The sequence below is a fragment of the Streptomyces sp. BE303 genome (assembly GCF_036290945.1).
Taxonomy (GTDB): Bacteria; Actinomycetota; Actinomycetes; order Streptomycetales; family Streptomycetaceae; genus Kitasatospora.
Genome location: NZ_JAQYWZ010000790.1, coordinates 1 through 21,361 on the forward strand (window position 1 = coordinate 1; position 21,361 = coordinate 21,361).

Here is a 21,361-nt window from a genome sequence, read left to right on the forward strand (position 1 = left end):
CCCCGCGACCTCGGGCTCGGCCGCCCGGGCCTCCAGGCCCGGCTGGACGCCGCCCACGAGGACACCTTCAGCGGCATGCGGGCCGAACTGCCCGGCTCGGTCGCCACGGTGGAGGACTGGCCGGCCATGCTGGCCGCGGCGAGCCTCGTCCCGAGCGGGACGCGGACGTTCCTGGCCGACCGTCCGGCCCCGCCGGACGGCCCGGCCCGCGAGTACCTGCACGTCAGTCTCGCCCAACGCCGGGACCAGCTGGTCGATCTCCTCCTCCAGTCGGGCGAGTTACTGGGAGACAGCGGAAGTGGTGAGGTGCAGCAGCCGGGTGGCGTCCACGACGCCGCCGCGCAGGGCCACGGCGCGCAGGGCGCGCAGACGCCGGGGGCCGAATATCATGGTGCAGAGCTGTAGCGGTACTTCAGAAATTCTTGCTTGCCCGCAAGCTGTCCTTCACTGACCATCGAGGCATGACCGATACGAGTGAGCAGTGGCGGGTGCGGTTCGACGCCGAGGTGGGCTTCGCCAACGGCGGCGGCCTGCAGACCCAGGGGTTCCGGCTGGACGTCCCCGGGCCGGAGATCGAGGACGGCGAGCTCGGTGAACTGCTGGTGCGCCACCTCGGCCTGCTGATGGTCGAGGGGGTACGGATCACGAACCGGGAGGTCCTGCGCGAGCCGCACAAGGGCTCGCGCGGCACGGCCGCTGGCGGGACCGCCACCGAACGCCGAATCGTGGACCTCAGCCACCCGATCCGCCCAGGCATGGTGACCTACCCCGGCCTGCCCGGCCCGGAGATCAGCGACCACCTCTCCCGGCACGCCTCGCGCGAACTGTACGCCCCCGGTACCGAGTTCAACATCGCCAGGATCTCGATGGTGGCCAACACCGGCACCTACGTGGACACCCCGTTCCACCGCTTCAGCGAGGGCCCGGACCTCGCCGCCCTGCCGCTGGAGCGGCTGACCGACCTGCCCGGCCTGGTCGTCCGGCTCGACGGCGCGCCGGGGCGCGCGATCGACCGCAGCCTGCTGCTCCCGCACGAGGTCACCGGCCGGGCCGTCCTGATCCACACCGGCTGGGACCGGCGCTGGGGGACGGACGCCTACGGCAGCGGGCACCCCTTCGTGACGGCGGACGCCGCCGCCTGGCTCGCCGAGCAGGGCCCGGCGCTGGTCGGCATCGACTCGGTGAACATCGACGACACCGCCGACGGCACCCGCCCCGCGCACACCGCGCTGCTGGCGGCCGGCATCCCGGTGGTGGAGCACCTGCGCGGCCTGGAGCAGCTGCCGCCGTCCGGCTTCCGGTTCTTCGCCGCGCCGCCGGCCGTCGAGGGCATGGGCACCTTCCCGGTCCGCGCGCACGCGCTGGTGGACGGGGAGCGGTGAGGGTGCTCTCAGCCCCGGCGCGGCGGCGGCTGGGCTGGCGGCGCCCTGCTGCTCGCCGCGAACGCGATGGCCTCCGCCGGGCGGATCGCGGCGAGCGGGGAAGCCTTCCAGCTGACGAAGCTGGGCGGCGCGGCGGCGCTCACCGCCTGGACCGCGATCGGCCTGGCGTCTCCGGCCCGACTCCGCCGCCGTCCGGCGGCGCTCTGCTGACGGCACGGTCGGCCCGCCGGGTCCGGGGCGGTCCGCTGCCAGAGCCGCTGGTCACGACACCGTCCACCGCACCTGCGGCAGCGCCCGGGCGTCGACCCGGCGGGCGCCGACCGCCAGCGGGGCGCGTTCGGCGGCCAGGCGCACCCGCTCGACCGAGGCCAGCACATCGGCGGTGGTCGCGCCCAGGTGGTGGCGGTCGTCGTGGCCGGCCGCCCAGGCGGCCCAGGCGGTGAGTGCGGCCCCCATCGCGGGGCCCTGGGTGGCGGTCAGGTCGGGCCCGAAGCGGTCCGGGTCCATGGCGGCGTCGAACACCGCCCATCCCACCCGGTCGGGGAACAGGTGGAGGTAGACCTCGCCGAGGTAGCTCCCGTAGGACAAGCCGAGGTAGGCGATCGTCGGCTCGCCGAGGACGGCGCGCACCAGGTCCAGGTCCCGGGCGGTGTTGCGGGTGGAGGTGTGCGGCAGCACGGCGCGGTAGGGGACGCGGCGCATCGGGCCGCGAGGTCCTTGGCGAGCTCGGCGGCCCGCTCGAAGCCCAGCCGGTCAGGGCTGGCCGCGCCGGGGCCGGCCGTCGGCCAGCCGCAGTCGAGGGTGCTGGCGCCGACGAAACGCGGGTCCATGCCGACGATGTCGTAACGGGCGCCGAGGACGGGGGCGGCCTGCCGCAGGGCGAGGGCGAGAGAGCGGGCGGGGACGCCGGGGCCGCCGGGGTTGTAGAACGGGGTGCCCAGCCGGTGGGCGGGGTCGGTGGCGGGCAGCCGGGCAAGGGCGATGCTGAGCGTGCGTCCGTCGGGGAGGCGGTAGTCGAGGGGGACGGTGACCTCGGTGCAGTGGGCGCCGGCGGCGTCGAGGTCTGAGCCGGGCGGCCCTGGCCGTGTCCCCGTCTGCTGTCCCGGAGCGCATCGGCCCGAACGAGTGAGGGCTCTCCCGTCGGAATCCCATCAAGCGCAGGATGCCCCGGCCCGTCGGTTCTCTCTGATCGAGCCGGGCGGCGTGCGCGGTATCCGCGGCTGCCACGGATTCCCGGGACAACTTCCCAACCCCCCGCGCGGTTCCTGCGCCAGAGCCTACGATCCCGGTGTGACTGAACCCTCGGACTACGAGTTTGAAGCATGGCGCGACATCCAGCGTTTCACAGGCCGCCCGCTGTCCCGGAGAATGGGCGAGGCCGGCGAACAGCTGGCCGTCGGTGCAGCGAAGCTCGGCAGGCGCGCGGCCAAGCGGTTGGAGAGCCACCCACGGGCCCTCTCCGCAGTGACGCGTGGGCAGGAGATCGTCGCCGGGGGAGCCCGGAAGGCGGGTACCGCCGCGCGCAGTGCCGCCGACGCGATGCCCGACTGGAGCGGCGTGGTCGTCCAGTCCACCCGGCAGACGGTGGGGCGGCTGTCGCGAGCGGGACTGACCCCCGCTCGGGTGGTGAAGCGCCATCAGAAGCGCGGTCACGACGTGTCGTCGCTGGCCGACCTTCGCCGGCTCGACCTGGAGCAGATCGACGCGGTGCGGGGGCGCGCGGCCAGTTGGTACTACCCGGCCGCCGCGGCGCTGTCGGGAGCGACCGCGGGGTTGGTGATCTCGGGCGGGGAGCTGGTCGTCGCCGCCTCCGCAGGGGCCGCGGCAGCTCCTTCGGGAGGCATGATCGTGGGCGCCCTCGCCGGCGACGCCGCGATCGTCCTCGGACTGGCGTCCCGGGTGGTCGGCCATGTGTCGCTGTTCTACGGCTACGACCCCGAATCGCCCGCCGAGAAGCTGTTCGTGATGTCCGTGGTCAACGCCGGCACGGCGGCGTCGTCCTCCGCCAAAGTCGCCGCGATGGGCGACATATCCCGGCTCACCCAGGCACTCGTGCGAGGCAAGGCGTGGGATGTCCTGAGCGAGTCTGTGGTCACGAAGGTCTCTGTGCAGTTCGCCAGAGCATTCGGCATACGCCTCACCAAGAAGGGCCTCGGCAAGGTCGTTCCCGGAGTCGGGATTCTCGTGGGCAGCACCCTCAACTGGTCCATGCTGGAGCGGATCGTCGACACCGCTGACATGGCCTACCGGCGCCGCTTCCTCATCGAGAAGTACCCGCACCTCGGCGACGAGGAGGCGACCGGTTCGTTCCTCGACACCGACGAGGACGGCGTGGACTCCGATGACAGGCCGATCAGCGTCCTCGCCGAACTCTCCGAGGCAGGCGGACCCCACCTTCCCTGATCTACCAGGCGGTCTCGCCGTGCTGTTCGGCAGGTCTCGACGTCCCACCCACCACGCGAGCGCAACGCTGTTGGTGATACCCCGGGCATGGCTGATCGCCGCGCAGCGCGCCTCGGGGCTCCTCGGCGTACACCGTCACCCGGGCCGGCGGGTAGCGGTGCGGCCCGATGACGTTGCCGCGCCGGAACACCTCGACGATCCCCCGGTCGACCTGGATGGGCAGACGCCCGTGCCGGAAACCCGCGGCTCCGCCGCTTCCACGTCAGACCACTCTCCGGTCGACGAGCGCGGCCACCTCGGTGAAGTACCCACGGAACAACGGCTCATCGCCGGGCGGTACCCGGAACTCGGGCGAGGTGCTGTACCAGAAGGCGGCCTGGTCGGTGCCGTAGAGTGCGGCGCTCGAGTCGCGTACAGTGCCGATGAACAACTGGCCGGGCCGGTCGGGCTTCTTGTAGTACACCAGCGCCCCGAGCCACCGCAGCGGCACCCGAAACTCGGATCGGCCCCTGCTGAACAGTTCGAACACGCCCCGGTCCACGCGCAGATGCAGGCTCTCGTAGTCGAACGTCAGCGGCTCCATGGCGGGACGATAACCGGCTCCCGGGTCACAGCGCGACCACCCCCACCACGGCCGCCGCCACCACGACCAGCACACCCACCACATTGACGGCCATGTCCCGCTTCCAGGAACGGCGTTCGGCCTCGACGTCCAGGACGAATTCGGCCGGGTCTGCGGGGGCGTAGTGGACCGTGAGGTCCGATCCCCGCGATCCGGCGGGGTCGGGGATGCCGGACCCGCAGTAGGCCGTGACCTCCCTGCCGTCCAGGGTGGTGAAGGTGACGACCGGCATCAGGGTGGTCGAGGCGTGGCCGTCGTCGGAGTCGACGGTGACGCTCCTGAGGACGGCAACGACCCGGCCGGGGACGACGGCCATCGCGGCGAGTTCGTCGATACGACGGTTCCGGTCACGGACGTTCCCGGGCAGGTGGAAGAGGCCGGAGAGGGCCCAGGGCCCGCAGAAGCCGACCAGAGCCCACGGCCATCCCCGGTCGACAACGGCGACGGCGACCAGGCCGGCGTAGACGAGGAAGAGCAAGAAGTTCGGCCGGCCGAGGCCGCGCCCGCCCTCGGGGACCTGACTGGCGAACCGGACGGCATGGGGTCTGCCGCGCGGGTAGGACACGCCGATCTCCCGGCCCGTCCACGCCACACCGATCCTCTCGCCCCGCTCACCGTCGTTGGTGACGGTGAACTCCTGCCCGGTGGAAGGGTCCTGGAACGAGACGACCACGGATATCCCGTCCTTCGGGGAACTCCCGTGCCGCGGCTCCCCCACCCGCTCGATCCGCCCCTTCGCCCGGACCGTCCGCTGCGCCCGGGTCATCCCGGCCAGCGACCTCCCGTATCCGACCAGCGCCAACGCGCCGAACACCCCGCACCACAGCGCCGCATACGCATGCCAGCCCATGGGTCAGCCTCCCGCCGAAACGCGCCGAACAACCTTGCCCTGCCCGTCCGCCTCCAGGTAGGCGGCGCCCTCGGAGCCGGTCACGGAGACCCTGAGGACGACCGTGCCGGTCAGACGGTCGGCGGTGAGCTGCCAGGTGCTCAGGGTGCCGACGCCCAGCGTGGTCATGGCCTCCTGCACCAGGGCGGGGACACGATCGTACGGCAGGGACTCCAGGTCGATTCGGGAGGCCGCCGGGGTGCTGCTCGGGGCGAAGACGACCGTCAGCAGGCGCTCCTGGACGGTGACGGTGAGCGCCCGCTGCCGGTCCTCGCCTCGGGCGAGCGTGGCGACGGAACCGCCCAACCTGCCCTCGTCGAGGAAGGACTGACCGGAGCCGAGGGCCACCGTGCCGGTCACCGACGACACGGTGACCATGAACGCCGAGGAGGTGCCGGAGGCGGAGACCGGCGGCCGCGCGGTGCTGGTGCCGTCCTCGCCGAACAGGTCCGCGCGGAACAGGTCCGCGCGGAACAGCAGGACGACCAGGGCCGCGCCGAGCAGCAGACCGAGGAATCCGACCGCGGTGGCGCCGACGCCTTCTGCGGGGTCGCTCGCCCGGGCCGGTCCGGACGCGGAATCGAGACGGGCCACGGCCACCCGCTCCTCCCACTCCGGGGTCGGGCGCTTGACGATCCTCACCTTCAGCGGCCGGTCCGGCGGGTACTGGACGACCAGGATGCCGCCCGGCCGGTAGTCGGGCAGGTAGGCGACGTTGATGTCCTGGGTGAACTCGACGCGGTACGCGGGTGCGTCGTCCGGTGCGACGGTGAGGTCGAACCTCACCGGTACATCGCTCGCCTCGCCTACGACGGCCTCCCGGCTCTCGATCATCGCGAGGGCCAGGCACGGCGGGACCGCCGCTTCCCTGGCCCGCCTCGGCATGCCGGCGAGGTAGCGGATCAGGACGTAGACCGCGAGCAGGCACGCTCCCCCGACGATCAGCGGCACACTCCCCAGGACGATCCCGACAACGACGGCCGCCAGGGACACCCCCGTCACACCGCCCGTGAGGAACCCCCGAGCGAGCATGACACGCCTGTTCTGCGTGGGCGGCGGCGCGGCGCCCGTGGTAGTCGTCATACGGGCGATTGTGCTGGGCGCAGGTGACCTCCGGTAGGTGTCAGCCCTCGCCAGCTCTCCGACGAGGCACGACGTCAACGCGTGCCGGCAACCCCGAGACCGCCGGGGCGCAGCAGGCGCTGCGAGCGGTCGGCGGTGGCGGCCTTGAGGACGCCGGGCACGCCGAGTGCGCCGAGTGCGCCGCAGTCCGTCGCGGTGGGGCTTCTCTCCTGACCGGGGGTCAGGGTGTCTCGCCGGAGGGGCGGGGCCTTGGTGCGTGGCCCCGACCTTCCGTAACGAGCGGGACCGGTGGCCGACCGTTCGGTCGGCCACCGGTCCCGCTCCGCACACGCCTCGGACCCGGCCTCCGCACCGCAGGGCCGTCCGAGGCGTCCCCCGTGTCAACAACCGTGCGGTGGATTCGCATTGTCCGAAAGGGCTCTCTGGGCAGGACATTCAATTCGGACAATGATGCGGGTGCGGCGGGACGGGCCCGCCCGGGGGTGGTGGCATGGACGCGCGGCCGGACGGAACGAGGCGCCAGGCCCGACTGGGCAGGCCGGAGCGGTTCGTGGACCCGCAGGCCGGCCCGGTGGAGCGGCTCGCCTGGGAGCTGCGGCAGTTGCGCGACCGGGCCGGTGCCCCGAGCTACCGTGCGCTGGCGAAGGCCTCGCACTACTCGGCCAGCACGCTCGCGGAGGCCGCGAAGGGCGAACGCCTGCCGTCGCTGGCCGTGGTGCTCGCCTACGCGCGGGTGTGCGGCGGCGGGCAGGCGGAGTGGCAGGCCCGCTGGGAGGCGGCCTCCCGGGCACTCCGGGGCCCGTCGGCGGGAGCGGGGGCGGGCGGCGAGGACCGTGCGGACGGAAGCGCTCCGGCTCGCGACCCGTACCTCGGGCTGGCCCCGTTCGGTACCGCAGACGCCGGCCTGTACTTCGGGCGGTCGGAGCTGGTGGGCGATCTGGTGCGGCTCGTGGACCGCCACCGGCTGACGGCGGTGGTCGGCGCCTCAGGCAGCGGCAAGTCCTCACTGCTGCGGGCGGGGCTGCTCCCGCGGCTCGACGAGTCCTGGCACACCGCCCTGCTGGCCCCTGGCGACCGCCCGCTGCGCGCACTTGCCTCGGCGGTCTGCGCGCTGACGGGCGGTGACACGGAGGCGCTCGCCCGCGTCCTGGCCGGCGAGCCCGAGGCGCTGGGGATCGCGCTGGACACCTGGCTGGTCACCCAGCCCGCCGACCGGCGCGCGGTCCTCGTCATCGATCAGTTCGAGGAACTCTTCACCACCTGTCCGGACGCCGGGGAACGGGAAGCGGTCCTGGCCTGCCTGGCCCTGACGGCCGACGACCGCACGGCCTGCGACCCCGTGGCAGGCCACCGGGCCGCCGCGGGCCGGGTGCGGTTCGTCATCAGCGTGCGCGCCGACTTCTACGACCGCTGCCTCGCCCACCCCGAACTCGCGGGCGCCCTGCGCCGCGGCGCCCAACTGCCGGTCGGCACCCCCACCCGGGGCGAGCTGCGGGACATCGTCACCGAACCCGCCGCCGGAGCGGGCGTCGTGGTGGAACCCGAACTGCTGGAGGCCGTCCTCTCCGAGGCCACCGACCAGCCCGGCGCCCTGCCGCTGGTGGCCCACGCGATGCGCGAGGCCTGGACCAGGCGCAGCGGGGATGTCCTGCGGCTGGCCGACTACCAGGCCACCGGCGGCATGCGGGGAGCCATCACCCAGACCGCCGAGGCGGTGTACGCCGGCCTTCCGCCCGGACACCAGGAGGCCATGCGGATGCTGTTCCTGCGGCTCACCGCCCCGGGCGAGGGCACCGAGGACACCCGCCGCCGCCTGGCCCGCGCGGAACTCGACGGCCTCGCCGACGCCGGGACCATCGACGACCTGCTGCACCGGCTCGCCGCCGCGCGGCTGATCGTCCTGTCCGACGGGACCGTCGACGTCGCCCACGAGGCGGTCATCCGCTCCTGGCCGCGGTTGCGCCACTGGCTGGACGTCGACCGCGAGGCCCTGCGCGCGCACCGCCGGCTCACCCAGGCCGCCCGGACCTGGCACGAGCTCCACCGCGACCCGGGGGCGTTGTACCGCGGCGCGCAGCTCGCCGGTGCCCGGGGCTGCTCGCGGTCGGGCGGCTCGACGCTCAACCGTCTGGAGGCCGCCTTCGTGGCGGCCAGCACCACTGCGGACGACCGGCTCAGCCGCCGCAGGCGCTGGACGGTCGTCGCGCTGGCCGTGCTGACGGTCCTCTCACTGGTGCTGGCCGCGACCGCGTACGTCCAGAAGACGCAGTCCGACGCGCAGCGCCGGATCGCGGTCTCCCACGAACGGGCCGCCCAGTCCCGGCAGTACCTGGAGAAGGAGCCCGAAACCGCTGCCCTGGTCGCACTGGAGGGCTACCGGGCGGCCCGCACCACCGAGGCTCGCGGCAGTCTGCTGAGCGCCTACGGCGCCTACACGTCCAGGCAGTTCGCCGGTCACGGTAGCGCCGTCCTGGCCGTGGCGTACTCACCTGACGGCCGCACCCTGGCCACCGGCAGTGCCGACCACACCGTGAAGCTGTGGGACACCGCCACCCACCGCATGCTCGCCACCCTGACCGGCCACGGCAGTACCGTCATGACGGTCGCCTTCAGCCCGGACGGCCGCACCCTGGCCAGCGCAGGCGCCGACCGCACCGTCCGGCTGTGGGACGTCTCCTCCGGGCGTACGAAGGGCGTCCTCACCGGCCACACCGACTCCGTCCGGTCGGTGGCGTACCTGCCCGACGGCCACACCCTGGTCACCGGCGGTGCCGACCGCACCGTCAACCTGTGGGACACCGTCACCCCCCGGATGTCGAGCACCTTTCTCGGCCACACGGGCGCCGTCACCACGGTCGCCGTCAGCCCCGACGGCAGCACCCTGGCCACGGGCAGCGCCGACCGCACCGTCCGGCTGTGGAGTCTGACCTCGTACACCGGCACGGCCGTCCTCGACGGGCATGCGCAGGAGGTGAGCCAGGTCGCGTTCACCGCCGACGGCCGTACCCTGGCGACGATCGGCCAGGACGGCACCTTCGCCTGGTGGGACGTGGCCGAGCGGCGGATGACCGACAGGTTCCACGAGACCAACTCCACCGCCCCCGCGCTGGCCCTCTCCCCCGACGGCACCGAGCTGGCCACCACCGCCGCCGACCACATCGTCCACACCTGGGACGTCAGGACCCGCCGAACCACCGCCACCATCGGCACCGCGGACGGCACCACGACCGTCGCCGCCTACGCTCCCGACGGCCGGACGCTCGCCGTCGGCCACGTCGAAGGCTCCGTCACCCTGTGGGCCACCGACCCGCCCCGTCCCCTCGCGACCTTCACGGCACACGACCAGGACATCATGCACCTGGCGTTCTCCCCGGACGGACAGCTGCTGGCGACCGTGAGCTCCGGGAACACGGTGCGGCTGTGGGACGCCGCGTCGGGCCGCCCGGTCGCCTCACTCGAAGGCCACACCGGCAGCGTGTCGAGCGTCGCGTTCTCCCCCGACGGCCGCACCCTCGCCACCAGCAGCTACGACCGCACGGTACGCCTGTGGGACCTGGCCACCCACCGGCCGACGGCTGTCCTCCAGGGGCACACCAACATGGTTGCCCGGGCCGTCTTCTCCCCCGACGGCCGCACCCTCGCCACCAGCAGCTACGACCGCACGGTACGGCTGTGGGACCTGGCCTCGCGGGCGGAGTTCGCCGTCCTGCCCGAGGACACCGCCGCCCTCACGGCCCTGGCGTACTCCCCCGACGGCCGCACCCTCGCCACCGGCAGCGCCGACGCCACCGTACGCCTGTGGAACCTGGCGCAGCGCCGCATCGTCGCGACCCTCACCGGCCACATCAACACCGTCTTCTCCGCCGCCTTCAGCGCCGACGGTCGCACCCTGGCCACCACGGACGCCAGCGGCAGGGTCTGCCTGTGGGACGTGGCCGGGCAGCGGATCACCGCACGGCTCGACGGCCACACCAGAGGCGTGCACGGGGCCGCCTTCAGTCCCGACCGGAGCTCGCTCCTCACCGTAGGATCGGACGGGTTACGGCTGTGGCCCACGGACGCGGACCGGATCGCCGACCGCGTCTGCGAACTGAGCCGGACCAACCGGTGGTTCGGGCTCTTCCCTGAAGCGGCCCTGGGCGACGTCTGCCGCTGAGCGAAAGCCGTCCGCACCACTGCCCCGGCGCCGGCCGGGGCGAGGCGGGCAGCACCGTCGCTACGCGCTGGGCGAAAGATCACATCACTCGGCTGCCTCCGTCCCACAGTGGTGACCATGCCGAACCGAGTGGCCGTCCTGTCCGACATCCACGGAGTCCTGCCGGCCCTGGAAGCTGTACTCGCCGAACCGGACGTCAGCACCGCCGATCACATCGTGCTCACCGGCGACATCACCGCCGGCCCGCAACCCGCCCAGGTTCTCGACCTCCTGACGGCCAGGACTCGTCCTATCCCGGCATCACCGAATGGGCCGACTACTTCCTGCACGCTCGCGCGACCGACGCCGACGCCCTCGCAGCCTTCGCCCCACGGGACGAACGCGACCACAACCCGTGACACTCGCCCCCCTCCACGACATCCGGGAAAGGCTCACACGGCGACCCGGATCGGTGCTGCGCCGTGCTGTCCGGCCGGACCGGCGCGCCGACGAGCCGGGGTGATCCCCGCAGCCGGCTTCCTGTTCGCCGCCGACGCAGCCCCGTCGTCAGTCGACGCCTTCGACGATGCGGAAGTCGCGCTCGACGCCGTCGGCAAGTGCGGCCAGCGCCTCCTGGTAGGCCGCGCTCGCGTGTGCGGCGACCGCCTGTTCGAAGCTGTCGAACTCGATCAGGACGGTGCGCCCGGCGATTCCGGCGTCGTGTGCAACGACCCGGCCACCGCGGACGAGCACCCGCCCGCCCGCGGCCTTGACGGCTGGACCAGCCAGCTTGTTGTAGGCAGCCAGCTTCTCGGGGTCCGCAATGGTGCGGTAGGCACTGACCCAATAGCCCTTGACCACGGTACCTCCTGTGTTCGGAATCGATTCTGAGAAACATGCTCGGGTCCACGGCCGGCGCGCTGTGGGCGAGCGAGCCGGCGGAGACGGCGTCGACGTCGGACGGCTTCGATCCTCAGCTTCCCGTTCGACGCGACCGGCCCGGGCCCGACACATCGACCGGGGCCGTGATCGGATTGGTCCCGGGTGAGCGTCGGCGGGCGAGGGCGAGGCCGACCGTCGTCGTGATCACCATCGCGGCGACGCCGACCAGCGCCGCGGTCGTGTAGGCGTCGTCGTTCGGGAAGAGGCGACCCGTGGCGGTGCCTGCGGCCAGGACCAGACCGCCGACGGCGCTGCCCAGGGAGTACCCGACGCTGCGGACGACGTAGTTGAAGCTCATGGCGCTCGACGTCTCGCTCTTGGGGGTGACGGCCAGGATGACGCCGGGCACGGCGGCCGAGAAGCTGCCCACGCCGAAGCCCAGCACGCCCATGGCCGCGAGCAGTTCGGCCAGGGTGGACCGGGCGGTGGCGAACAGGACGAACCCGCCGCCGACGACGGCGGCGCTCCCGGCCAGGAGCAGGGGGCCGTCGATCCGCGTCCGGACCCGCGGCGTGAGCTTGCCGGCGACGAACCCCAGCACGGAGAACGGGATGAGGACCAGCCCCGCCACGAGGGTGGTCAGTCCGAAGCCGTACCCGGCGCTGTGCGGCGTCTGCGCGTAGCGGGTGATGAGCGTGAGCAGGAGGTACATGCCGCTCCCGCCGACGAACATGGCGATGTTCGCCCCGGCGACCGCCGGGTGCCGCACCGCCCGGACGTCGACCAGGGGTGTCTTGGTTCGCAGTTCGGAAACGGTCCAGCCGCCGAGCAGGAGTACGGCGGCGACGGCGAGGGTCACCGCCACGGCGAGGTGTCGGCTCCACAGGCTCCTCTCGCCGGCCAGGAACAGGACGAGGAACAGTCCACCCGCCAGAACGAGCGCACCGGCCACGTTCAGGTGAGCGGAGCGGCCTTCGGGAGCTGCGGGCACGGAGCGCCACGCGGTCACGAAGGCGATGGCGGTGACGAGCACGCCGAGGCCGTAGGCGGCCCGCAGTCCGCCGACCTCGGCGAGCAGCGCGGCCAGCGGATAGCCGACGCCGGCTCCGATGACGGAGACCACGGAGATCAGGGCGATCGTGGCCGCGCTGCGATCCTCGGGAAGATGGTCGCGGGCCACGCCCATCATCAGCGCCGTGAGACCGAGTCCGGCGCCTTGGGCCGCTCTGCCCACGAGCAGCCAGGCGAACGGCAGCGGCAGCACGGTGAGCGCGCTGCCGACGACGACGATCGCCAGCGTGGCGAGAATCGTGGCCCGCCGGTGCGGGCCGGCTCCGAGCCGGCCGAGGACGGGTGTGGCGACGGCGCCGCCGAGCAGGGCGATGGTCAGCGTCCACTGCGCGCTGTCGAGGGAGACGTGGAACGTGGTCGCCACGCTGGTGATGAGCGGCGTCCCGAGGCTGGCGACCGCCGCCACGACCAGGGCGATGAACATCAGGGCGGGGACCAGCGGACGTGCCTCGGAACGCATCGGGGCCGTGCTCATGGGCCGGTCATGAGCCTGGGCCCCGGTCACCGGTCCGAGTCCTCTCGGGTGCGGCTTTCGAGCTCCGCCAGATGCAGCAGCGCCGGAAGGGCTGCTGCCAGGGCCTCGACCTCGTCACCGGTGAGTTCCTCGATCAACCGCGCGTACGCGGCGACGCCCGCCCGGCGTCGCGTCCGGACGTACGACGCGCCGGCCTCGGTCAGGCACACCAGCGTGACCCGCTTGTCGGACGGATCGCCCTTCCGCTCGACCAGCCCGGATTCCTCCATCACCCGCACCAGGACGGTCATCGCGGGCTGGGTGACGCCCTCGGCCACCGCCAGATCGGTGATCCGTCGCGGGCCGGTCCTGTCCAGGGTGGCCAAGGTAGCGGCGGACGTCAGGCTCATGTCGCGGGGAAGGCGTCTCACGGCCCTGGTGGCCAGACCGTAGAGGGCTGACCCGATGGCATCGGAAGCGCCGTGCGCGGCGTCTCGGCGACTCATGCCTGAAGCATAACAGGTTTATATGAATCCTTTATGCATCTCCCGGCCGGGGTTCGGCGACACATCCCGGCGGCATCCTGGTGGGCCCGGACAGTCGTGGAGTCCACACCGATCAGGGACAGGTCCACCTCACCGCGCCTCGCGGCACGCCAGGACCAGGCACGATTCCTGGGCCGTGCTGGATTGAGAAGCGCAGGCCCTTCACCAGGACAACCTCACGGTCCAGAGTGGCAGTCAGGTCGGTGCTCTCGCCGGGTGTTGCCTCTTCGATCCCGTCCGGCAGCTTGATGGATCCGTCGATGATCGTCGGCCGGGACGGCGCACGGCACGCGGTGAAGGCTCCACGAACGCGGCGCCAGCGCGCCCGAGGCCGTCCACGACCTCACGGTCGACGGCCCGCGCACCTGCGGTACGACGGGCTCCCCGAACACGTTTCGCCGGCCCTTCCCGCAGGCGGGAGGCATGCCCTGTGGCTCGTGGGGCAGACGGGAGTGGCGGTGCACGGTCTGCCCCACACAGGCCGTGCACCGTCGTCAGTGCCCGTGCGGTGCGACGGCCACCGGATACCTCCGCACCGTGCGATCGGGAGCCGTTCGGCGCCCTGCGGTACCGGCCCGGCCAGGCCGGGTCAGGCACAGCTCCGTCCGCGTCCGTACGCCGGGCGTGCCGCTCACGGAGTCGCGTCCTGCAGCGGCTTCACACCGGCCACGCCGTAGAGGATCCTCTCGGACTTGCCGCTGCGCATCCGCACGCCGTAGCCGCGTCCCACGGACCACGAGACGAGGTCCCGGACGACCGGGACGACACCGAAGACGTCGACGGGAACGCCGTGCGCCGCGCACGCCTCGACGATCCGCCGGGGGGCGATGAACGCCCGGTGGTCGTGGGAGCCCTTGGGCGCGGCCCAGGTCAGCGGCAGGCCTTCCCCCAGCGTGATGACCGAGAGCCGGGCCAGGAAGGTCTCGGCGATGGTGTCCATGACGAGGGTGCCGCCGGGCTTGAGCAGCCGGCAGCACTCGGCGATCACGTCGAAGGGGCGCGCCACGTGTTCGAGGCAGTACCCGGCCACGACGACGTCCGCGCAGCCGTCGGGAAGCGGGATGTCGTGGATGTCGTGGATCAGGACCTCGTCGACGCCGTGCCGCAGCGCCACCTCCGCGCTCCTGACGGACACGTCGACGCCGATGTGGCGGTAGCCCTTGTCCGCGATGTGCGGGTGCAGCAGACCTCCGCCGCAGGCCACGTCGACCAGCACGGCGCCGGGGCTGCGGGCCGGGGGGATGTGCTCGGCCCGGGTGCGCGCGCACCAGTGGAGGATGGCGAGCGGGCCCCGGCGCTGCCACCACAGCGTCGACCAGGAGTCGTACTCGGCCGGCTCCGCCGTGGCGGGACCGCCGGTGATCGTGGGGGTCCCGGAGGACTTCCGGGAGCGGCGCGTGTGCAGGGCGACCGCCCAGAGCGCGAGCGCGTCGGCGCGGACGTTCGCGGGAGGTCCGTCGCCGCTCCGCCGCTGGTGACGCAGCAGGAAGGCGACGGCGGCGTCGGTGCGCGGCCCGTCGAGGACCCCGGTGGTGTGGGCGGCGATGACGCACCGGGCGGTCTGCGCCACCGTGCTCGGCGTAGCCGTGGCCGGGGTCGCCGTACCCGGGTCGCTCGGCCGTCCGGGGGTGCCGGGGGTGCCGGGGGCTCCCGCGGTGTCCTCGCTCCACCCGCCGTCCGGGTTCTGCTGCTGGTAGATCCACTCCATCGCGCCCTCCACCGCGAGGTGCCCGGCTCCGATTCCGGCGGCTTCGAGCCCGAGCAGGACCTCGGAGGTTTCGCGGAGTCGGCCGCCGCGGCCGTCGTTCCAGAACCCTTCGACGGCCTGCTGCGCCAGCAGGCGGCGGACGGCGCGGCCCACGGCCGGATGCCAGCCGTATCCCTCGGCGCACAGCGCCTCGACGACGTGGGCGGTGACGCCCGGCTCCGGGGGTGCGACGACGCCCGGGCCGGCCGCGGCCCACCGGCCGGGCCGAGCGGAGCGGTGGATGCCGTCGCGCGACCAGCCACCGTTCGCGGACTGCCGTCCGAGGAGCCACAGGACGCCTTCGGCGACGGCGGTGTCCACCTCGCGGGCGCGCGGCGCGTCGACGGCATGCAGGGCGGTGAGGACGAGCGCGGTGCCGGCCACGTCGGACACGCTCATGGGGGCGAGGACGGGCCGGTCGGCCGTGCCGCCGTCCCGGCCGGACAGCAGCCGGTCGAGCGCGCGGTCCACCGCCGGGTCCGAGCCGGCCCGCTCCCCCGCAGCGGCCAGGGCCCGCAGGACGACGGCGGCGTCCACGGCGGCCGCCGGGCGAGCGAGGACGTCCTGCCGGGCCAGGGCGTCGAGCGCGGCGCGTACGGCGGGGTGCCGGGTGCCGTGGCCCAGGGCCCACAGGGCGAGCGCGCAGACGGCCGTGTGCGGCCGGTCGCCGCCCCAGTTCCCGGCGCTCTCCTGCCCGTCGAGCAGGAGGCGCTCCGCCTCGCCCAGCGCGTCGCGACGCAGGGGCGGCGGAGCGGTCCGACCGAGGGCCTGGGCGGTGCGCAGCACGGCGGTGACCGCGGCGCGGCGCAGGCCGGCGCGCTCGCGCCGACCGACCCGCAACGGCTCTGTTTCGATGGGGAGTTCGCGTACCGGGCGGACGGATCCCAGCACGCCGACCGCAGCGGCGAGCGCGCGAGCAGGGCCGTTCGAGCCGCCGGCGGCGGGGGCCCGGGAAGGGACGAGCAGTTCCGGGGGCAGGAGCCCGAGAGCGTTCCAGCCGACCGCTCCGGTGATCGCCAGCAGGAGGTGGGCGGGTTCGGGCTCCAGCGCCCGGATGCCGCCGTGCCGCCCGGTGAACCGCGCGGCGCGGTCGAGGACCTCGTGGTCCGCGGTACGGCCGAGGGCCTGGAGGGCGAGGTGGGTGAGCACGGTCGTGGACAGGTCGGAGGGCCCGCCGACCTGTCGGGGGAAACCTCCGTCGGCGTTCTGCCGAGCGGTGATCCACTCGTGCTGCTTCGCTTCCCGGACCGGGTCGACGGCGTCCAGGAGGCGGTGCACGAGAAGGCCGACGGCTTCCCCGTGGACGTCTCCGGCCGCGCCGTCGACGCTCGCGTCGGCCTCCTCGTCCTGCCGGTCGGCCAGGGCCGCGCGTGCGGCCGCGAGGACCTCTTCCGCCGTACGCCCGGCCCCGTCGGCTCGCGGGTCGCTGCGCTGCCCGGTCACCGGGCCTCGCTCCCCTCGAGGGCGCCGTACGACGGGCCGGCGGGGCGGCGGAGGGACACGGCGGCTGCGGGCGCCGGGAGTTGGGGCGCGGGGAGGTGGGGCGCGGTCGCCATGAAGGCAGAGAGTTCGGGTGCGGTGTCCAAGGTCAGCGGGCCTCCTGTTCGTCCGGGCGGACGGTGGCGGTTCACCATGTGACGGGCAGGGTCTCGGGTCCCCGGAAGAGCAGACCGGTCTTCCACTTCACGGAGTCCGGCTCGCCGGCGAGCCCGATGTCGGGCATCCGCGCCAGCAGTGCGCCCAGCGCGACCTGGAGCTCCATCCGCGCCAGGGCCGCGCCCACGCAGCGGTGCGGGCCGTGACCGAATGCCAGGTGCTGGCGGGCGGTGGAACGGGTGAGGTCGAGGAGGTCGGGCCCGTCGAAGATCCCCGGGTCCCGGTTGGCGGCGTTGGTCGAGGTCAGCACCGGCCGGCCGGCCGGCACCGTGCCGCCGCCGAGGTCGACGTCGGTCGTGGCGTAGCGCGGGTAGGCGGCGCAGACCGTGAGCGGGGTGAACCTGAGCAGTTCCTCGACGGCGTCGGGGAGCAGTTCCGGGCGGGCCTTGAGGAGCGCCAGCTGGTCGGGGTGGGTGAACAGGACGTAGGCGAAGTTGGCGATCTCGTTCGCCGTGGTCTCGTAGCCGGCGATGAGCAGCAGCATGCACAGGAAGACCAGTTCGTCCTCGGACAACCGGTCGTCCTGGTCACGGGCCGCGACCAACTCGCTGATCAGGTCGTCGGCCGGCTCTGAACGCCGAGCCTGGACCAACCCGCCCATGTACGCCAGGAGTTCGCCCATGCTCTCGATCCGGGCCTGTCCGTTGTCGCCGCCGACGAGCTGGTTGACCTCCGTGACCCACCCGTGGAACCGGTGGCGGTCCCGGTACGGGACCCCGAGCAGGTCGCAGATGACACCGATGGGGAACGGGACGGCGAAGTCCCGGACGAGGTCGGCCGGCGGCCCGGTCCGGACCATCGTGTCGACGAGTGAGGCGGCCAGCCGTTCGGCCGACGGGCGCATCAGTTCCGCGCGCTGGGCGGTGAACGAGGCCGCGATGAGGCGGCGGATGCGGGGGTGGTCGGGCGGGTCCATGTCCATCAGGCCCAGCGGCACCAGGTCGGGGGTGACCCGGGGCTGGTCGGTGCCCTCCGGCACGGACCGGCGGAAGCGCGGGTCCGTGAACACCGTCCTGACGTCCTCGTAGCGGGTGACCAGCAGGCCCGGATCGCCGTACGGCATGCGGACCGGGCACAGCGGTTCGCTCGTCCGCGCCCGCTGGTAGAGCTCGTGCAGGTCGAGCGCATGGACCGGCGTGAACGGATAGGGCCGTTCCTGCCCGGTTCCCTCTTTCTCCGCACGCCCCCCGTCGCGGCTCTCGGTACTCATGCCCCACCCCCATTGTCCGGAAGTCCGTTTCCCGGCTCCACCGGGCCGATGACGGCGGACACTAACAGGCCGGTGCCGGGTTCGCAGGGGTCACCGGTGTCCCCACCGGACATCGGTGTCTCTGGACGGAGGCGCATTGCGCGACTTCAATCTGCCGGGTGTCCGGAAGTCGGCCGGGGACCGCGGCCACCGCTCGTTCCAGCGCACTGCGAACCCGACGACGTCGCACTCGGACCCGTTTTCCAGGGCCGTCCGCCAAGGGGGAATAATCAAGAATGCCGGAATCCCGGTTGGAAAGGTCCGAGCCCTCGACCGCCGCTCCCCCGACTTCCGCACGCCCGCTCCCACGGGTGCGGGCGTGGGTTTCGGCGATGGGGCTGCAAATGACCGCGGTGGTGCTGCTCCAGGTGCTGTTCGCACTCTCCGTGGCCCGCCACCTCGGCCCCCTCTCCACGAGCAGGGCCCTGCTCACGCTGGCCCTGTTCGTGCCGGAGTCCGTCTCCCGGCGACTGCTCAACGACTACGACGATTTCAAGCGCGGGGTGGACGTACCGGAAACGGCCCGACGGGGCAGCGCCCTGGCCACCGGCCTTTCCATGCAGCGCGTACGGGCGGTCGGCCTGGCCTGCTTCACGGCCGGAATCCTGGCGCTGGGCTGGCTGCTGTACACGGCGAATCCGTGGTCGTTGGCCCTGCTCCCGCTCTCGTTCGCCGTGCTGGTGTATTCCGGCGGGCCGGTCCCGCTCGGACACCACGGGCTCGGCGAACTCATGGACTTCGTCGTCTGCGGTTTCTACGTCGTGGCCGTCGTGATCTGGGTCAATGTCCAGCAACTGCCTTTCGCGGCCGTGATGGCGGCGGTCGCCGCGGGATTCCTCTTCGCCGCGACGATGTTCCACAACGATCTGCGGGACAGTGTCGAGGACCTCAGGGCGGGAAAGCGCACCCTCGCCCATGCACTGTCACCGCGCGCCTCCAAGATCTGCTACGCGGTGTTCGTGCTCGCACCGTACCCGTGCCTCGTCCTCGTCGCGCATGCGCTCGACTCCTGGCGATTCGCCGCTCCCCTGGCCACCCTTCCCTACGCGGTCTGGCTGGTCGTCGGGGTGACGCGGTCCCGACTGGGAGGAACGATGCCGTCGTGGATGCACCTGCCGCGGCTGCTGGCGTCGGTCTTCGCCCTGCTCTCCCTGGCCGTATGGATATGACGAATCATCACATAACTCCGACCGTGGTCGAGGTGGTCACCGAATGTCTGTCCTGTGCCCTCCAGCGGTGCACTTCCCCGAGCACGAGGTCACCCTCGCGGACACGCTCGCGACGGCACGCCGGCTGCATCCGCGGCATCCACGCCTGGACACCGTCCTGCGTCTGATCGAGAACACCGGGGTGCGCACCCGTCGTCTCCTCCAGCCCCTGGACCTCACCCTCGCCCACCCCGGCGTCGCCGCACGCACCGGCCTGTACTGGGAGGCGGTGCGCACCCACCTGCCGGCCCTGGTCACGGAGGCGCTGGAGCGGGCTGCGATGTCCCGCGACCAGATCCACGCCGTGGTCTTCGTGTCGTGCACGGCCTTCACCATGCCGTCCCCGATCGTCTGGATGATCAACGAGTTGGGGTTCTCCACCGACGTCGACCAGATTCCGCTCGCGCAGCTCGGTTGCGCCGCGGGCAGCGGCGCGATCAGCGCCTCCGCCCGCTACTGCCGGGCCCATCCGGACCGCAACGTCCTGATCGTGGCCTTCGAACTGTGCTCGCTGTGCTACCAGCCGACCGATACCGACGTGGGCGCGCTCCTCTCGGCCGGCCTCTTCGGCGACGGCTTCGCCGCGGCGGTGATGCGCGGCACGGCCCGCTCGGGCCTCAGGATCGAGCGGTCGGCGTCCGAGACCATCGCGAGCACCGCGGACTGGATCTCCTACGACGTCCGGGAGACCGGATTCCACTTCCGTCTGGACAGCCGGGTCCGGCACACCATGCGCGCGGTCACTCCGGCCATCGGCAAGGTGGTGGAGGAGGCGGGCTGGAGCACCGGAGAGCTGGACTTCGTCCTGGCCCACGCCGGTGGCCCGCGCATCCTGGACGACCTCACCCGGTTCCTGGGCATCGATCCGGCGCTCCACCGGTTCAGCCGGGCGGCGCTCTCGGAACACGGCAACACCGCGAGTGTCCTGATCTTCGACTCGTTGGCGCGGTTCTGGGACGACGGGGCTGCCCGGCCGGGTGCGCGCGGCGTCATCGCGGGCTTCGGCCCCGGGGTCAGCGCCGACTTCTCCCTGGGGGTGGTCCTGTGAAAGGCGGTCGAGGTCCTGCCGGGTCCGTACGCGGGAGGCCGGGCGCGCCGCCGGTGGTGCTGATCACCGGCTGCTCCTCCGGCATCGGCCGGGCGGTCGCCCTTCGGGCCGTGCGCGCGGGATTCACCACCGTGGCGACCGCCCGGAAGCCCGAGTCGCTGGCCGAACTCGAAGCCGCGGGCTGCCTGGTGCGCGCACTGGACGTGACCGACGCCGAGGCCCGCCACCGGGTGGTGGAGGAGCTCGACGAGAAGCACGGCGGGGTCGACGCGCTCGTCAACAACGCCGGCTACGGCGAGTTGGGCCCCTTCGAGGAGGTCCCGCTGGATCGCTGGGACCGGCAGTTCCAGACCAACGTCTTCGGTCCGGTGGCCCTCACCCAGCTCGTCCTTCCGGGGATGCGGGAGCGCGGGTACGGACGCATCGTGAACGTCAGCTCCCTGGCCGGAAAGATCGTGCTGCCCGTGGGCGCCGCGTACCACGCGAGCAAGTTCGCCCTGGAGGCCGCGATGGAGGCGCTCTGGCTGGAGGTGCACCGGTTCGGCATCGAGGTGAGCCTGGTACTGCCGGGCGCCGTGAACTCCCGCTGGGCGGACAATGTCCCGGAGCAGAACGAGTACGCCTCCGGTGCGTACGGCGACCTGGTGTCCGAGTTGGCGCGGCAGATGGCCGAGCGGCTGCCGCGCGGCGCCTCCGTCGAGTACGCGTCGTCGGTGGTGATGCGCGCGCTCACGGAGAGCCGTCCGCGTCTGCGCTACCCGGTGGGAGCCGACGCACGCGTCCTGCTGCCCCTCAGCCGGATGGTGCCCGCGCGACTGTGGTCGGCGTGGGTGCGCAGCCACTTCCCCTCGATCCGGCACCCCGCGCCACGGCCCGTGAACCCGCCGACGGTCGACCGGACCCGCCGATGACCGCGGCGCCGCACCCCGGGCGCGGGATCCGTGCGCCGGGGGCCGGGTTGGCACGGACCGGTTCCGCCGTCCGGCC

Annotated in this window: 16 protein-coding genes and 2 pseudogenes; 9 read left to right on the forward strand and 9 right to left on the reverse strand. The window is 72.9% G+C overall.

From position 1 onward, the window contains the following. The 3 genes and pseudogenes from PUR56_RS25705 to PUR56_RS25715 all read left to right on the forward strand — a co-directional run. Window positions 1-405: pseudogene (locus PUR56_RS25705) on the forward strand (hypothetical protein); the annotation flags it as partial. A 56-nt stretch (window positions 406-461) separates the two neighbouring features. Then, on the forward strand, window positions 462-1,382 hold the full coding sequence (locus tag PUR56_RS25710; RefSeq protein WP_329950644.1) for a cyclase family protein: 921 nt from the start codon (window positions 462-464) through the stop codon (window positions 1,380-1,382). A gap of 66 nt (window positions 1,383-1,448) precedes the next feature. Next, window positions 1,449-1,592, forward strand: a complete 144-nt coding sequence (locus PUR56_RS25715) for a hypothetical protein (RefSeq protein ID WP_329950645.1) — start codon at window positions 1,449-1,451, stop codon at window positions 1,590-1,592. Between the two features lie 51 nt (window positions 1,593-1,643). On the opposite strand, the gene PUR56_RS25720 is transcribed toward PUR56_RS25715, so the two are convergent. Next, complete coding sequence (locus PUR56_RS25720) at window positions 1,644-2,084, reverse strand: alpha/beta fold hydrolase (protein ID WP_329950646.1); 441 nt, start codon at window positions 2,082-2,084, stop codon at window positions 1,644-1,646. Between the two features lie 588 nt (window positions 2,085-2,672). Between PUR56_RS25720 and PUR56_RS25725 the strand changes: the two genes are divergently transcribed. Beyond that, window positions 2,673-3,785, forward strand: coding sequence for an EcsC family protein (locus tag PUR56_RS25725; RefSeq protein ID WP_329877695.1), 1,113 nt, complete (start codon window positions 2,673-2,675; stop codon window positions 3,783-3,785). A 262-nt stretch (window positions 3,786-4,047) separates the two neighbouring features. On the opposite strand, the gene PUR56_RS25730 is transcribed toward PUR56_RS25725, so the two are convergent. From PUR56_RS25730 to PUR56_RS25740, 3 genes are read right to left on the reverse strand one after another with little or no spacing between them, the layout of a single operon-like run. Next, a complete protein-coding gene (locus PUR56_RS25730; RefSeq protein WP_329950647.1) occupies window positions 4,048-4,368 on the reverse strand; it encodes a hypothetical protein in 321 nt (106 codons plus the stop codon). Between the two features lie 25 nt (window positions 4,369-4,393). Then, complete coding sequence (locus PUR56_RS25735) at window positions 4,394-5,257, reverse strand: DUF3592 domain-containing protein (RefSeq protein WP_329950648.1); 864 nt, start codon at window positions 5,255-5,257, stop codon at window positions 4,394-4,396. A 3-nt stretch (window positions 5,258-5,260) separates the two neighbouring features. Further along, a complete protein-coding gene (locus PUR56_RS25740; RefSeq protein ID WP_329950649.1) occupies window positions 5,261-6,379 on the reverse strand; it encodes a hypothetical protein in 1,119 nt (372 codons plus the stop codon). 490 nt (window positions 6,380-6,869) lie between these two features. Between PUR56_RS25740 and PUR56_RS25745 the strand changes: the two genes are divergently transcribed. Both PUR56_RS25745 and PUR56_RS25750 read left to right on the forward strand, forming a co-directional pair. Continuing rightward, window positions 6,870-10,535 carry an nSTAND1 domain-containing NTPase gene (locus PUR56_RS25745; protein ID WP_329950650.1) on the forward strand — a complete coding sequence of 1,222 codons (3,666 nt, stop codon included), beginning with the start codon at window positions 6,870-6,872 and terminating at the stop codon, window positions 10,533-10,535. Between the two features lie 117 nt (window positions 10,536-10,652). Further along, window positions 10,653-10,814, forward strand: a pseudogene (locus PUR56_RS25750) (metallophosphoesterase family protein); the annotation flags it as partial. A gap of 267 nt (window positions 10,815-11,081) precedes the next feature. Here the strand turns inward: PUR56_RS25750 and PUR56_RS25755 are convergent. The 5 genes from PUR56_RS25755 to PUR56_RS25775 all read right to left on the reverse strand — a co-directional run bounded on the left by PUR56_RS25755 (window position 11,082) and on the right by PUR56_RS25775 (window position 18,079). Next, window positions 11,082-11,375: a DUF1330 domain-containing protein gene (locus PUR56_RS25755; RefSeq protein ID WP_329950651.1), complete on the reverse strand. Its 294-nt coding sequence runs from the start codon at window positions 11,373-11,375 to the stop codon at window positions 11,082-11,084. A 112-nt stretch (window positions 11,376-11,487) separates the two neighbouring features. Further along, entirely contained in the window at window positions 11,488-12,942 is a 1,455-nt protein-coding gene (locus PUR56_RS25760; RefSeq protein ID WP_329950652.1) for an MFS transporter, read from the reverse strand. Window positions 12,943-12,968: 26 nt separating this feature from the next. Then, on the reverse strand, window positions 12,969-13,427 hold the full coding sequence (locus tag PUR56_RS25765) for a MarR family winged helix-turn-helix transcriptional regulator (RefSeq protein ID WP_329881587.1): 459 nt from the start codon (window positions 13,425-13,427) through the stop codon (window positions 12,969-12,971). Between the two features lie 670 nt (window positions 13,428-14,097). After that, window positions 14,098-16,656 (reverse strand): methyltransferase domain-containing protein, encoded by a 2,559-nt coding sequence (locus PUR56_RS25770; RefSeq protein WP_329950653.1) that lies wholly within the window; start codon window positions 16,654-16,656, stop codon window positions 14,098-14,100. A gap of 184 nt (window positions 16,657-16,840) precedes the next feature. Continuing rightward, window positions 16,841-18,079 (reverse strand): cytochrome P450, encoded by a 1,239-nt coding sequence (locus PUR56_RS25775; RefSeq protein ID WP_329950654.1) that lies wholly within the window; start codon window positions 18,077-18,079, stop codon window positions 16,841-16,843. Window positions 18,080-18,462: 383 nt separating this feature from the next. Between PUR56_RS25775 and PUR56_RS25780 the strand changes: the two genes are divergently transcribed. The 3 genes from PUR56_RS25780 to PUR56_RS25790 are packed head-to-tail and all read left to right on the forward strand — an operon-like array spanning window position 18,463 to window position 21,285. Next, the gene (locus PUR56_RS25780; protein WP_329950655.1) at window positions 18,463-19,287 is read left to right on the forward strand and encodes a prenyltransferase; all 825 of its coding nucleotides are present in this window, start codon (window positions 18,463-18,465) and stop codon (window positions 19,285-19,287) included. Window positions 19,288-19,330: 43 nt separating this feature from the next. Beyond that, the gene (locus tag PUR56_RS25785; RefSeq protein WP_329950656.1) at window positions 19,331-20,374 is read left to right on the forward strand and encodes a type III polyketide synthase; all 1,044 of its coding nucleotides are present in this window, start codon (window positions 19,331-19,333) and stop codon (window positions 20,372-20,374) included. A 53-nt stretch (window positions 20,375-20,427) separates the two neighbouring features. Further along, the gene (locus PUR56_RS25790) at window positions 20,428-21,285 is read left to right on the forward strand and encodes an SDR family oxidoreductase (protein WP_329881581.1); all 858 of its coding nucleotides are present in this window, start codon (window positions 20,428-20,430) and stop codon (window positions 21,283-21,285) included. The last annotated feature ends 76 nt before the right edge of the window (window positions 21,286-21,361 follow it).